Here is a 13,412-nt window from a genome sequence, read left to right on the forward strand (position 1 = left end):
TGTGGTAGCCCTTCGGGCAGGCCATACGGGGATGACGGAAGAAGCCCAAGTGGGAGGTCTGCTGCGCGAGCTACTTCGGGCGCCCTGCGGGCGCAAGGGCACGCCCCTGGCCGCCGGGGGTGCTGAGGGCTGGCGGCTGAGGGCTCGCGGGTGAGGGCTCGCGGGTGGCGGTGCTAGGCGAGGTTGCGTGCCCAGTCGTGTAGGGCCTGGGACTGTTCAGCCAGGCGGTGTTCGTCGCTGCCCAACGGGTCCTTGAAGAAGAAACCCAGCTCCCCCTGCACCCCCGACCGACCCGCCGCGTGCGCCGCTGCCAACAGCCGCGCCAAGTCCAGCACCAAGGGTGCGGCCAGTGACGAGTCCAAGCCGCTCCACGTCAGTTGCAGGGACATCCGTGCGCCCAAGAAACCCTCGAACGACACGTGGTCCCAAGCCGTCTTCCGTTCCCCCATGTCAGGCACGTAGTCGATGTGCAGAGGAGCGCTGACGTCCTCGCCCAGCAACGCCGCCAAGCCCCGGGCTTTGGACACCGACTTGCTCCGCGCGTGCTCCGGGTCAGCGAGCGTGGAACCGTCGCCGCCGCCCAGCAGGTTGGTGCCGGACCACGACAGGACCCGCAGCGCCCGTGAGGTGAACATGGGGGCGAGTGCTGCCCTCAGCAGGGTCTCGCCCGTCTTGCCGTCACGGCCTGCGTAGGGCAGGGACTTCGCCGCCGCCAGCTCGTCCAATGCCGGCAATGCCACGCCCGTGGACGGGGTGAAGTCTGCGAAGGCACAACCTGCCTGGAAAGCGGCATACGCGACCAACGAGCTGGGCGGCAGGACCACCTGCCCCGGCACACGGAGTGCCGCTTCCAGGTCCGCCAAAGAGTCGTACGGCACCGTGGCCGGAGGCTCGGTGGAGGCCACGTTGACCACGACCACCCTGGCCAGGTCGTGTCGTGACCTGAAAGCGCCGATGTCGGCAGCCAAGCGGCTTGCTGCGTCGTGCTGAGTGCCGGAGAAGTCTGCCGGGTCGTAGCCAGGCACGATCTCCGCGTCTACCGCTGCCAGGTCGTCGGCCACAGTTGCCACGACGCTTGGCGGTAGGACGCCGTCTCGGGTCAACGACTCCGCGCGCTTCACCAACGGCGTGGTGGTGATGTCGTGGCCGCCTACCGTGAAAGCCCTCCACGGGGCAAGGTTGGCGTCCAGTAGTTCCGAGACGCAACCCGTGGCCGGGGTGAGGCCTGTGCGCAGGGCCAGGAGGCCGGTGATCGCGGTGGTGGCCACCGATCCCCGGCCTCCGTTGAGCCACAGGCCGATGCGTTCCTCCGTCACGCCGGATCCTGGCTGCTGGAGAACGCCGCGTCGAACGACGCCGTCGGCGGGTCGAAGGCGTTGTGGCGGACGAACTCCAGGGCCTCGGGGGCTCCTACGAGTCGGTCCATGCCGGCGTCTTCCCACTCGACGCTGATGGGGCCGGTGTAGCCGATGGTGTTGAGCATGCGGAACGCTCGCTCCCACGGCACGTCCCCGCGACCGGTGGACACGAAGTCCCAACCCCTGCGCGGGTCGCCCCACGGGAGGTGGGAGCCCATGCGGCCGTTGCGGCCGTCGCCTACCTGGCGGCGGGCGTCCTTGCAGTCCACGTGGTAGATGCGGTCGCGGAAGTCCCACAGGAAGCCGATCGGGTCCAGGTCCTGCCACACGAAGTGGGACGGGTCCCAGTTGAGGCCGAAGGCCGGGCGGTGGCCGATCGCCTCCAAGGTCCGGGTGGTCGTCCAGTAGTCGTAGGCGATCTCGGACGGGTGGACCTCGTGGGCAAACTTGACGCCGACCTCGTCGAAGACGTCCAGGATCGGGTTCCAGCGGTCGGCGAAGTCCTGGTAGCCCGCGTCCACCATCGACGGCGGGACCGGGGGGAACATCGCCACGGTCTTCCAGATCGACGAGCCGGTGAAGCCGACCACCGTGTCCGCGCCCAGGCGAGCGGCGGCGCGGGCGGTGGCCTTCATCTCCTCGGCCGCGCGTTGCCGCACGCCTTCCGGGTCGCCGTCGCCCCAGATGCGCGGGGACAGGATGCCCTGGTGCCGTTCGTCGATCGGGTCGTCGCAGACCGCCTGGCCGGTGAGGTGGTTGGAGATCGTCCACACCTTCAGGTTGTGCTTGGCGAGGATCGCCAGGCGGTCGGCCACGTAGTCGTCGTCCTCGGCGGCCTTCCACGGGTCCAGGTGGTCGCCCCAGCAGGCGATCTCCAAGCCGTCGTAACCCCACTCCGCCGCCAGGCGGGCCACCTCTTCGAACGGCAGGTCGGCCCACTGGCCGGTGAACAACGTGATCGGACGTGCCATCTCTCGGGGTCTCCTCAGACGGTGTGCCAGGTGCGGGAGGCGGCGCTCGCCTCGACTGCGGACAGGACCCTTTGCAGGCGCAGGCCGTCGGCGAACGACGGGCTCGGGTCGGTGCCGCCGGCGACGGCGGTCACGAAGTCCACGGCCTGGTGGGTGAACGCGTGCTCGTAGCCCAGGACGTGGCCGGGCGGCCACCACGCGCCCACGTACGGGTGGTCGGGTTCGGTGACCACGATCCGCCGGAAGCCGCCCAGGTCGGCGTCCTCGCCGTGGAAGTAGTTCAGGACGTTCATGTCCTCGAAGTCGAACGACACGCTGCCCGCCGACCCGTTGACCTCGATCCGCAGGGCGTTCTTCCGGCCGCTGGCGAACCGGGTGGCCTCGAAAGACCCCAGCGCCCCGCCGGCGAACCGGGCCAGGAACAGCGCGGCGTCGTCCACGGTGACCGGACCGGTCTCGTCGGACACGGCGGTGCCGGACAGGCCCGAGTGGGCCGCCGCCAGCGGGCGTTCGGTCACGAAGGTCTCCATCGTGCCGCACACGTCGGTGACGGTGTCGCCGAGGATGAACTGCGCCGCGTCCACGATGTGCGCGCCGATGTCCCCCAAAGCACCGGACCCGGCCTTGTCCTTCTGCAACCGCCACGACAGCGGCGCGGTCGGGTCGACGATCCAGTCCTGGAGGTACTGGGCCCGCACGTGGTGGATGCGGCCCAGCTTGCCCTGCGCCACCAGGTCGCGGGCCAGGCTCAGCGCCGGCACCCGCCGGTAGGTGAACCCGACCATCGCGCGCACGCCCTTGGCGGACGCCCGTTCCGCCGCCGCGGCCATCGCCTCCGCCTCGGCGACGGTGTTGGCCAGCGGCTTCTCGCACAGCACGTGCTTGCCCGCGTCGAGCGCGGCGATGGCGATCTCGGCGTGCGTGTCGCCGGGCGAGCAGATGTCGACCACGTCCACGTCGTCGCGCTCCAGCAACGACTTCCAGTCCGTCGACGCCTCCGCCCAGCCCAGCCGGGTGGCCGCCGCCGCGGTGCGCTCCGGGTCCCGGCCGCACAGCACGGCCATCTCCGGGCGCAGCGGCAGGTCGAAGAAGTGCGGGGCCACGCGCCAGGCCTGGGAGTGCGCCGATCCCATGAACTCGTGGCCGATCATCGCGATGCGCAAGGGTTCCGTCACGTGAGGGCTCCTCAGGACTCGAAGGCCGCGGGCAGGTAGCGGTCGACGTTGTCCTTGGTGACGACCGGGGCGTACAGCTGGACCTCCCGCGGGATCTCCACCTCTACCAGGTCGCCCAGGCTCTTGCCCTGCACCGCGAGCCGCGCCAGCCGGATGCCGTCCGCGCCCTGCGTCGACGGGTACACCACGGTCGCCTTGTGCAGACCGTTGTCCGCTTTGATCTCACGCATGACGTTGGCCGAGCCGGCCCCGCCCACCAGGAAGAACTCGCTGCGCCCGGCGTTCTTGATCGCCGCGGACACACCCACGCCCTGGTCGTCGTCGTGGTTCCAGATGGCGTCGATGCGCGGCGCGGCCTGCAACAGGTTCGCCGCCGCCTTCTCCCCGCTCTCCACGGTGAACTCGGCCGCCACCCGGTTGCTGACCTTCAACCCGCAATCGCGCAGGGCGTCGGCGAAGCCCTTGCTGCGGTCCTGGGTCAACGGCAGCGAGTCGATGCCGGCGATCTCCGCGACCACTGCGTCCGACTTGCCCTTGAGCTTCTCGCACACGTACGTGCCGGCGGACACACCCATGCCGTAGTTGTCGCCCAGCACGGTCGAGCGCGCGGCGAACGGGCTGTCGAACTCCCGGTCCACGTTGATCACCGGGATGCCGGCCTTCATCGCCTTGAGCGCCACCGGGGTCAACGCCGCGCCGTCGAAGGGCAGCAGCACGATCGCGTCGACCTTGTCGTTGATGAACGTCTCCACCTGGCTGATCTGGAGGTTGACGTCGTTGGTGCCCTCGACGAGCTTGAACTCGATGTCCGAGTACTTGGCCGCCTCGGCCTTGGCCGCGTTGGTGATCGCGGCCATCCAGCCGTGGTCGGCGGCCGGCGCGGAGAAGCCGATGACGACCTTCTCGCCGGGCTCGTCGTTGGCGACCTTCGCGCCGCCCTGGCCAGTGGACCCGGCGGGGGGCGCCGCGGTGTTGCCGGTGCAGGCGGTGAGCGCGACGCCGACGGACGCGGCGGCGATGAGGCGGGTGAGCGCCTTGCGTGACATGGGTTTCGCTCCTGTGGTGGCGGCGTGGTCAGGCGGTGCTTCTGCGCGCGAGCCGCTGTTGGAGGAGCACGGCGACCACGATGATCGCCCCCTTCGCGACGGCCTGGGCGGAGATGGAGAGGTTGTTGAGGGTGAACACGTTGGACAGCGTGGTGAAGATCAGGACCCCGAACACGGTGCCCGCGATCGTGCCGCGGCCACCGGAGAGCAGGGTGCCGCCGATCACCACGGCGGCGATGGCGTCCAGCTCGTAGAGGTAGCCGTGGGTGGAGCTGCCGGTCGTGGTGCGGGCGATGAGCATGACCGCCGCGATGCCGCACAGCACGCCGAGCAGGGTGTAGAGCATCACGGTGTGCCGGCGCACGTCGATGCCGGCCAGCCGCGCGGCCTCGGGGTTGCCGCCCACGGCGAAGGTGCGGCGGCCGAACGTGGTCCGGTTGAGCAGCACCCACCCGGCGGCGGCGACCACCGCGAACATCAGCACCAGGACGGGCACGCCCAGCACGGAGGCGTCGAAGAACGCGGTGAACCCGGGCACATTCACGATCTGCGTGCGGCGGTTGGAGATGATCTCGGCCAGGCCGCGGGCGGCGGCGAGCATCGCCAGCGTCGCGATGAACGCCACGATCCGCCCGTAGGCTATGAGCACCCCGTTGACCACGCCGCACCCAGCGCCCACGGCCAGCGCGGTGAACACGATGACCACCCAGTGGCTGTTGTTGGCCATGCCCTGCGTGGCCAGCGTGGTCGCCCACACCGAGGACAGGGCGACGATCGCGCCGACGGACAGGTCGATGCCGCCGCCGGTGACCACGAACGTCATGCCGACGCTGACCACCCCGATCACCGAGGCCAGGCGCAGGATCGTCAGGACGTTGTCCAGGTCGGCGAACCGGTCCCCCGCCGTGGCCACGCCGACCACGCACAACAGCACCAGGGCCACCACCAGACCGGTGTTGCGGCCCGGCGCCGAGGCCAGGAACGTCGTGACACCGGACGCGCGCGGTGTCGGCGGCGCGCTGCGCGGCGCGGTGGCGGTGTCTTCACTCATGCGGCGGTTCCCTCCATGACCAGGTCCAGGACCCGGGCCTCGTCGATCTCGTCGGCGGGTCCCTCGTGCACGACCCGGCCCTCGCGCACCACCAGCACGCGGTCGGCCAGGCCCAGGACCTCGTCGATGTCGCTGGACACCACGACCACGGCCACCCCGCGCTCGGCCAGGTCGCGGACCAGCTGGTAGATCTCGCCGCGCGCGCCGACGTCCACGCCGCGGGTCGGCTCGTCCAGCAGCAGCACCCGGCACCCGCGCAGCAGCCACCGCGCCAGCACGACCTTCTGCTGGTTGCCACCGGACAGCGTGCGCACGATGCGGTCCACATCGGACGGTCGCACGTCCAGCGTCGAGGTCAGGGCGGCCGACCTCGCCCGCTCGGCGGACTCGTCCAGGAAACCCAGGCGCGCGAACAGCGGCAGCGACGACACGGTGATGTTGCGGTAGACGGCCTGGTCCAGCAGCAGGCCCTGGCTCTTGCGCTCCTCGGGGCACAGGCCGACGCCCGCGCGCACGGCCGCGCCGACGCTGCCCCGCCGCAACGGCCTGCCGTCGACCTGCACCGTGCCGGCGCTGGGCTTGCGGGCGCCGTAGACGGCCTCCAGGATCTCCGAGCGGCCCGCGCCGACCAGGCCCGCGAGCCCGACCACCTCGCCGGACCGGACGGTCAGGTCGATCTCCGGGCCGTGATCGAGGGCGAGGCCGCGCACCACCAGCGCCTCCGGGGCGTCGGCGGGCAGCGGCCGGCGCGGCGGGTAGACGTTGCGCGCCTCCCGGCCGGTCATCAGCCGGATCAGCTCGGCCGTGGAGACCTCACGGGCGTCCAGGCCGGTGGCGACCGTGCGGCCGTCCTTGAGCACGGTCACCCGGTCGCCGATCTCGCGGATCTCCTCCAACCGGTGGGAGATGTAGACGACGGCCACGCCCTGGGCGGTCAGCTCGCGGATGACCCGGAACAGGGTGCGCACCTCGTCCTGGTCGAGCACCGCGGAGGGCTCGTCGAGGATCAGCAGCCGCGCGTCGCGGGACAGGGCGCGGGCCATGCTGACCACCTGCTGCCGCGCGGCGGACAACTGGCCCACGTCGCGGTCGGCCGGGATGTCGGAGTGGCCCAGGCGGTTGAGCAGGGCTCGGGTGCGGCGGCGGGTCTCGGCGCGGCGGGTGAACCCGGCGGCGGACAGCTCGTGGCCCAGGAAGACGTTGTCGGACACCGGGAGGCCGGGCACGAGGTCCAGTTCCTGGTAGATCGTGGCGACGCCGGCGTGGATCGCGGCGGTGGGGTTGGCGAAGGTGACGACCTCGCCGTTGCTGCGGATCTCGCCCTCGTCGGGGCGGTGCGCACCGGCGAGCACCTTGATCAGCGTGGACTTGCCCGCGCCGTTCTGGCCGAGCAGGCAGTGCACCTCGCCCGCGCGCACCTCGAAGTCCACGCCCGCCAGGGCCGTCACGCCGGGGAACCGCTTGACCAGGCCCCGGACGGACAGCAGCGGCGCCGTGGCGGTCGTCATGGGTGGCACTCCTCGTCGAAGCCCTGGATTGTGAGCGCTAACACACTGGCGGGAGAGACTAGCGCGACACCAGGCCCGGTGACAGCGAATGGCGAGTTTTCGCCAGCGAAGCGTTTCGCTACGGGGATCCATTGCCTCGCTGATGTAATGGGGCGTAGCGTGCCTCAGCGGTCGAACCGGTTCGATTCACGTGCCACAACGCTGTCGGACACGAGGAGTCGCGCGATGCAGCCTTCCCCCGCTCCACCAGCTCGGACGCGCTTACGTTGGCGTTCACATCCGCCGGCCAGGCTGCGCGCGGTGATCGCCGTCCTCGTGCTCTGCGCCGCCGCGCTGTCAGTGGACGCGACGACGACGTGGACCGCGCCCGTGTCCGCGGCCACCACCGGTCCCTGCGACATCTACGCCGCCGGCGGCACACCCTGCATCGCCGCGCACAGCACGACCCGAGCGCTGCTCGGTACCTACAGCGGCCGGCTCTACCAGGTCCGGCGCTCCTCGGACAACACCACCCTCGACGTCTCGGTGTCCGCCGCGGGCGGCAACGCCAACGTCGCTCCCCAGGACGCCTTCTGCGCCGGGTCGACGTGCGTGATCACCGTGGTCTACGACCAGTCCGGGCGCGGCAACGACCTGTGGTACCAGGGTTCCACCGTCGTGCCGGGGTCCAGCCAGAGCCGGCCCGCCGTCGCGACCACCGAGTCGCTGAAGATGGGCGGCAGCAGCGGCAGCAAGGCCTACTCGCTCTACATCAACCCCGGCAACAGCTACTGGCGCGACGGCCACCTGACCGGCGTCCCGACCGGCGCGCAGCCGGAGGGCATGTACATGGTGACCAGCGGCCAGCACGTCAACAACGGCTGCTGCTTCGACTACGGCAACAGCGAGACCACCCGGTCCGCCGACGCCGCCGGGGCGATGGACGCCATCAACTTCAGCACGCAGTGCTGGTTCGGCGGGTGCCAGGGCTCCGGCCCGTGGGTGCAGGCGGACCTGGAGTGGGGCCTGTTCCCGGGCGGCAGCCAGCAGTGGAACCCCAACCAGCGCGCGTTCCCGCAGAAGTTCGTCACGGCCATGCTCAAGAACAACGGCACCACGCGGTTCGCGATCAAGGGCAGCGACGCGACGGCCGGCACCCTGACCACGCTGTACGACGGCGCGCTGCCCAACGGGTACAGCCCGATGAAGAAGCAGGGCGCGATCATCCTGGGCAGCGGCGGCGACTGCTGCAAGCCCGGCGGCGGCGCGAACCTCAGCGCGGGCACGTTCTACGAGGGCGCGATGGTCGCCGGCTACCCCACCGACGCCACCGAGGCGGCCGTGCAGGCCAACATCATCGCCGCCGGTTACGCCACCGACACCCCGCCGGTCACCGGCGGCGCGGTGCGCGGGGTGGGCTCCGGCAAGTGCCTGGACGTGCAGAACGGCTCGACCTCGCCCGGCGCTCAGGTGCAGATCTGGGACTGCCAGGGCAGCGCGGGCCAGGCGTGGACGCGCACGGCGGCGGGCGAGCTGACCGTGTACAGCGGCGGGAACCTGCGCTGCCTGGACGCCTACGCCGCGGGCACGACGGCCGGCACGCGGGTGGTGACCTGGACGTGCAACGGGCAGGCCAACCAGCGGTGGAACGTCAACGCCGACGGCTCGATCCGGGGCGCCCAGTCCGGGCTGTGCCTGGACGTGTCCGGGGCGTCGACGGCCAACGGCGCGGTGGTGCACCTGTGGACCTGCCACGGCGGCACCAACCAGCGGTGGACCTTGAACTAGGGCGTGCGCCCCGGGGCCGGCACAGCGGCGGCCCCGGGGAGGCAGGGGCGGGTCGGCGACCAGCCGGCCCGCTCGAGCCGCGCGATCCGGCGTGGTGGGAGACCGCCCCTTGTGGGCGGGTTGCGGTGAAGCGGGTGCGGCGGTCGCGGTGTCGTGCCGTTCGGACGGGGGCTTCCAGCGTGGGGAGCCCGTGAAGGGAGTGGTGATGCGCCACAGATTGCGGCGCGCGGTCTCTGTTTTCGGGGCCTTGGCGCTGTTGTTCGGACTGTCGGCCCCGGTCGCCTCGGCGCACCCGGAGGGCTTCCACGTCCTGTTGTTCAGCAAGACCGCGGCCGGCGCGTACCGCCACGACTCGATCCCGGCCGGCGTCGCGATGTTCGAGCAGTTGGCCTCCGAGAAGCAGTGGGAGCTGACCAAGAGCGAGGATTCCAGCGTCTTCAACAACACCAGCCTCGCCACCTACGACGTCATCGTGATGCTCCAGACCTCGGGCATGGTCTGGGACAACGACGCGCAGCGGTCCGCCATGCAGACCTACGTGCGCAACGGCGGCGGGGTCGTGGCCATCCACAACGCCACGGACATGAACATCGAGGCGCAGTTCCCGTGGTGGGACCAGTTCCTGGGCATGACGATGACCCAGCACTCCGCCATCGTCCAGGGCACGGCCAAGGTGGCGGACAAGAAGCACCCGTCCGGCGCGGGCCTGCCGGACCGGTGGGTGCGCACCGAGGAGTGGTACAACTTCGACCGCAACGTGCGCGGCAACGGGCACGTGCTGGTCACCGCGGACGAGTCCACCTACAACCCGGGCGCGAACGCGATGGGCGTCGACCACCCGATCTCCTGGTGCCGCAACTTCGAGGGCGGCCGGTTGTGGGCCACCGCGATGGGCCACCAAGCCTCCAGCTACTCCGAGCCGCTGTTCCGCTCGCATGTCGCGGGCGGCGTCGAGTCGGCGGGCGGCAAGGTCCCGGCGGACTGCGGTCCCACGGTGTGGGGCAGCTTCGAGAAGGTCGCGCTGGACGAGACCACGATCGCGCCCGGCGCGGTGGACGTGGCCCCGGACGGCCGGGTGTTCTTCACCGAGTACGGCGGCAAGCTCAAGATCTTCAAGCCGGACACCCGGACGACGGTCACCGCGGCGACGTTCAACGTCTACGGCAGCGGCCAGAACTCCGAGGACGGCCTGACCGGCATGGCGCTGGACCCGGACTTCGCCACCAACCGGTACATCTACCTCAACTACTCCCCCGGCGACACCACCGAGCAGGCGGCCCGGGTCTCGCGGTTCACCATGAACGGCGACACGCTCGACCGGGCGAGTGAGAAAATCCTGCTCACCATCCCGGCCTGGCGGGAGAACGAGCCCGGCCACACCGGCGGCTACCTGGCCTTCGGTCCGGGCAAGAACCTCTACATCGGCGTCGGCGACGACATCAACCCGTTCGCCTCCGACGGCTACGCCCCCATCGACGAGCGCTCCGGCCGCAAGTGGTGGGACGCGCAGGGCACCGCGGCCAACACCAACGACCTGCGCGGCAAGGTCCTGCGCATCCACCCGGAACCGGGCGGCACGTACACGATCCCGTCGGGCAACATGTTCGCCCCCGGGACCGCGCGGACCCGGCCCGAGATCTACGCGATGGGCTTCCGCAACCCGTTCCGGTTCAGCGTCCACCCGACGACCGGCGTGCTGTACGTGGCCGACTACGGCCCGGACGCCGGCGCGGACAACGCCAACCGCGGCCCGGGTGGCCTGGTGGAGTGGAACATCGTCAAGTCGCCGGGCAACTACGGCTGGCCGTACTGCGTCGGCAACAACACGCCCTACAACGACTACGACTTCGCCACCTCCCGGTCGGGCTCGAAGTTCAACTGCGCGGCGCCCACCAACAACTCGCCCAACAACACCGGCCTGACCACGTTGCCCGCGGCGCGGGCCGCGGACGTCTGGTACGGCAACAGCGCGACCGAGGGCAACAAGTTCCCGGAGATGGGCAGCGGTGGCGAGGGGCCGATGGGCTTCCCGATCTACCAGTACAACCCCAACAACCCGTCGCCCACGAAGTTCCCGGAGTACTACGACCAGGTCCCGTTCCTCGGTGACTGGTCCCGCAACCGGATGTGGGAGTTCCGCACGGACTCCGGCGGGAACCTGCTGAAGATCAACAGCTTCCTGCCGAACACGTCCTTCGCCTCGCCGATGGACATGAAGTTCGGGCCGGACGGGTCGATGTACCTGCTGACCTGGGGATCGGGCTGGGACGACAACGTCCACCTGCCCGGGGCCGGGTTGTGGCGCATCGACTACAACGCCGGCGAGCGCAGCCCGATCGCGCAGGCCACGGCCACCCCGTCGTCAGGTGGGACGCCGTTGACGGTCGCGTTCTCCAGTGCCGGGTCGCGCGACCCGGAGGGCGGTGTGCTGACCTACCGGTGGACCTTCGGTGACGGCACCACGTCCACGGCCGCCAACCCCTCGCACACCTACACCACGCCGGGCACGTTCAACGTCCAGCTGACGGTGACCGACCCGACCGGCAAGACCGGCACCGCGAACCTCACGGTGACCTCCGGCAACACCGCGCCCACGGTGCGGTTCACCGGACCGGTCGACGGCGGCATGTTCGGCTGGGGCGACACCATCCCGTACGCGCTGTCGGTCACCGACGCCGAGGACGGCACGATCAACTGCGCACGAGTGATCACCCAACCCAACATCGGCCACGACTCGCACAAGCACCCGCTGGGCAGCCCGATCACCGGGTGCTCGGGCTCGTTCCGGGCCGAGGCGGACGCCGAACACCAGAACGGCAACGCGCACATCATCGGCTCCGCCGAGTACACCGACAACGGCGGCAACGGCCTTCCCGCGCTGACCGGCAGCGCCTCGGTCGTCTTGCAGCCCAAGCGCAAGCAGGCCGAGCACTTCAACGGCTCGTCGGGCGTGCGCGTGGTGGCCCAGTCCGGCGCCGAGTCCGGCGGGCGAGTGGGTGACGTCTCCAACAACGACTGGATCTCGTTCAAGCCGGTCAACTTCACGGGGATCGACCAGGTGTCGTTCCGGGTGTCCTCGCCCAGCGGCGGCGGCTCGATCGAACTGAGGGCCGGGTCCCCCACGGGCACGCTGATCGCGTCGGCCCCGGTGACGTCGACCGGCGGGTGGGACAACTACGCGTCACTGCCGGCGGTCAACGTGACCAAGCCGTCGGGCACGGTGGAGTTGTTCGTGGTGTTCAAGTCCTCGGCGAACAACAGCTTCGACCTGGACTCGATCACCTACGTCGGACCGGGCATCGGCACCGGCGGCACCGGCGGCACGGCCAAGGAGATCGTCGGCATCGGCAGCAAGTGCGTCGACGTCAACGCCTCGGCCACCACGGACGGCACGAAGGTCCAGCTGTGGACGTGCAGCGGCGGCAACAACCAGAAGTGGACGCAGGTCGGCTCGACGTTCCAGTCCCTGGGCAAGTGCCTGACGGTGGCGAACAACAGCCAGACCGACGGCGCCCTGGTGCAGCTGTGGTCGTGCAGCGGCGCCTCCGGCCAGAACTGGTCGGTCCAGGCCGACGGCACCATCCGCAACGGCTCGAAGTGCCTGGACGCGAACGGCGGTAGCTCGGCCGATGGCACGCAGCTGATCATCTGGTCGTGCAACGGCGGCAACAACCAGAAGTGGACCCTGCGGTAAGGGTTCTCGTGTTGGTGGGGACGTCACCGGCTCCGTGCCGGTGACGTCCCCGCTCTTTTGTGCGGAGGTGGTGTGTCGTGCGTCGGGCTGCTCCGATGATCACGTTCGTGTTGGGGGTCGCACTGGCATTCCTGGTCGTGTCGTGGACCTCCGGGCCGGATGCGACCGAGCGGCGGGTGGAGGAATTGCGGCAGGCCGAGGCGCAGAGGGATGTGGAGCAGATCGGTGCGTTGATCGAGCTGGCTCGGGGCACTCGGGACCGGCTGACACCGGTGTTGGTGGACATGGCGAAGGTCGCGCCTTTTGAGGCTGTGGCACCGGTTGCGCCTACGGCTGAGCAGGTGCGGGGGTGGAAGGACGTGGTGTTGGCGGAGGTGAAGCGGTACGAGCAGACGCCTTCTGCGGGGAACGGGGTCAACGTGGCCCGGACGGGGATGCGGACGGCGGTGGACCAGTTGGTGTCGGCTGTGTCGGCGTTCGATGCCGCGGTGGAGGTTGAGGAGCCTGCGCGCAGCCGGTTCGTGGGGTTGGCGGCGGGGCAGCGGACGTTGGCGCTGCGGACTTGGTCGGTGGCGGCGCTTCAGCTCGATGTGATCAGCATTGAGGCTGGTAAGGGGCATGTGCATGTTTATTTGCCGTCGGGGAGCGGGTCGGGCGCGGTGACACCGGACAGCTCTCCCGAGGGCACGGGCTGACCAAAGCACTTCCGGCCGCTCGGCACGGCTTCTCCCACGCGCACCACGGCCTTTCCCGCGCGCAGCGCGATCTTCGCGCGCGGAGCGCGCGGTAGGTGTCACCTACAAGTGGAGGGCCTCGGTTCCCCCACCGTATGGCCTGCCCGA

At 70.3% G+C, this 13,412-nt stretch carries 9 protein-coding genes; 3 read left to right on the plus strand and 6 right to left on the minus strand.

Annotation, left to right across the window (positions count from 1 at the left end; genetic code table 11):
* Window positions 1-173 precede the first annotated feature (173 nt).
* Genes WBN91_RS36200 through WBN91_RS36225 form a run of 6 tightly spaced genes read right to left on the minus strand, consistent with a single transcriptional unit; the run spans window position 174 to window position 7,109 of the window.
* On the minus strand, window positions 174-1,316 hold the full coding sequence (locus tag WBN91_RS36200; RefSeq protein WP_337728778.1) for an inositol-3-phosphate synthase: 1,143 nt from the start codon (window positions 1,314-1,316) through the stop codon (window positions 174-176).
* Window positions 1,313-2,329 carry a sugar phosphate isomerase/epimerase family protein gene (locus WBN91_RS36205; RefSeq protein ID WP_337728779.1) on the minus strand — a complete coding sequence of 339 codons (1,017 nt, stop codon included), beginning with the start codon at window positions 2,327-2,329 and terminating at the stop codon, window positions 1,313-1,315. Before WBN91_RS36205 ends, WBN91_RS36200 begins: the two co-directional genes overlap by 4 nt.
* 14 nt (window positions 2,330-2,343) lie before the next feature.
* Window positions 2,344-3,480 carry a Gfo/Idh/MocA family protein gene (locus tag WBN91_RS36210; RefSeq protein ID WP_337728786.1) on the minus strand — a complete coding sequence of 379 codons (1,137 nt, stop codon included), beginning with the start codon at window positions 3,478-3,480 and terminating at the stop codon, window positions 2,344-2,346.
* A gap of 35 nt (window positions 3,481-3,515) precedes the next feature.
* Window positions 3,516-4,550: a substrate-binding domain-containing protein gene (locus WBN91_RS36215; RefSeq protein WP_337728780.1), complete on the minus strand. Its 1,035-nt coding sequence runs from the start codon at window positions 4,548-4,550 to the stop codon at window positions 3,516-3,518.
* Window positions 4,551-4,578: 28 nt separating this feature from the next.
* Window positions 4,579-5,601: an ABC transporter permease gene (locus WBN91_RS36220; RefSeq protein ID WP_337728781.1), complete on the minus strand. Its 1,023-nt coding sequence runs from the start codon at window positions 5,599-5,601 to the stop codon at window positions 4,579-4,581.
* Window positions 5,598-7,109, minus strand: coding sequence for a sugar ABC transporter ATP-binding protein (locus WBN91_RS36225; RefSeq protein ID WP_337728782.1), 1,512 nt, complete (start codon window positions 7,107-7,109; stop codon window positions 5,598-5,600). Before WBN91_RS36225 ends, WBN91_RS36220 begins: the two co-directional genes overlap by 4 nt.
* 300 nt (window positions 7,110-7,409) lie before the next feature.
* Between WBN91_RS36225 and WBN91_RS36230 the strand changes: the two genes are divergently transcribed.
* The 3 genes from WBN91_RS36230 (at window position 7,410) to WBN91_RS36240 (ending at window position 13,265) form a co-directional block, all read left to right on the plus strand.
* Window positions 7,410-8,876, plus strand: a complete 1,467-nt coding sequence (locus WBN91_RS36230) for an arabinofuranosidase catalytic domain-containing protein (RefSeq protein WP_337728783.1) — start codon at window positions 7,410-7,412, stop codon at window positions 8,874-8,876.
* Between the two features lie 205 nt (window positions 8,877-9,081).
* Window positions 9,082-12,570, plus strand: a complete 3,489-nt coding sequence (locus tag WBN91_RS36235) for a ThuA domain-containing protein (RefSeq protein ID WP_337728784.1) — start codon at window positions 9,082-9,084, stop codon at window positions 12,568-12,570.
* A gap of 95 nt (window positions 12,571-12,665) precedes the next feature.
* A complete protein-coding gene (locus tag WBN91_RS36240) occupies window positions 12,666-13,265 on the plus strand; it encodes a hypothetical protein (RefSeq protein WP_337728785.1) in 600 nt (199 codons plus the stop codon).
* Window positions 13,266-13,412: the final 147 nt, after the last annotated feature.

Source organism: Saccharothrix sp. CCNWYY140 (genome assembly GCF_037401995.1).
GTDB lineage: Bacteria > Actinomycetota > Actinomycetes > Mycobacteriales > Pseudonocardiaceae > Actinosynnema.

Coding starts and splice junctions, on each gene's coding strand:
- WBN91_RS36205 (WP_337728779.1), bottom strand. CDS start 2,329: ATGGCACGTCCGATCACGTTGTTCACCGGCCAGTGGGCCGACCTGCCG.
- WBN91_RS36210 (WP_337728786.1), bottom strand. CDS start 3,480: ATGATCGGCCACGAGTTCATGGGATCGGCGCACTCCCAGGCCTGGCGC.
- WBN91_RS36215 (WP_337728780.1), bottom strand. CDS start 4,550: ATGTCACGCAAGGCGCTCACCCGCCTCATCGCCGCCGCGTCCGTCGGC.
- WBN91_RS36220 (WP_337728781.1), bottom strand. CDS start 5,601: ATGAGTGAAGACACCGCCACCGCGCCGCGCAGCGCGCCGCCGACACCG.
- WBN91_RS36225 (WP_337728782.1), bottom strand. CDS start 7,109: ATGACGACCGCCACGGCGCCGCTGCTGTCCGTCCGGGGCCTGGTCAAG.
- WBN91_RS36235 (WP_337728784.1), top strand. CDS start 9,082: ATGCGCCACAGATTGCGGCGCGCGGTCTCTGTTTTCGGGGCCTTGGCG.
- WBN91_RS36240 (WP_337728785.1), top strand. CDS start 12,666: ATGATCACGTTCGTGTTGGGGGTCGCACTGGCATTCCTGGTCGTGTCG.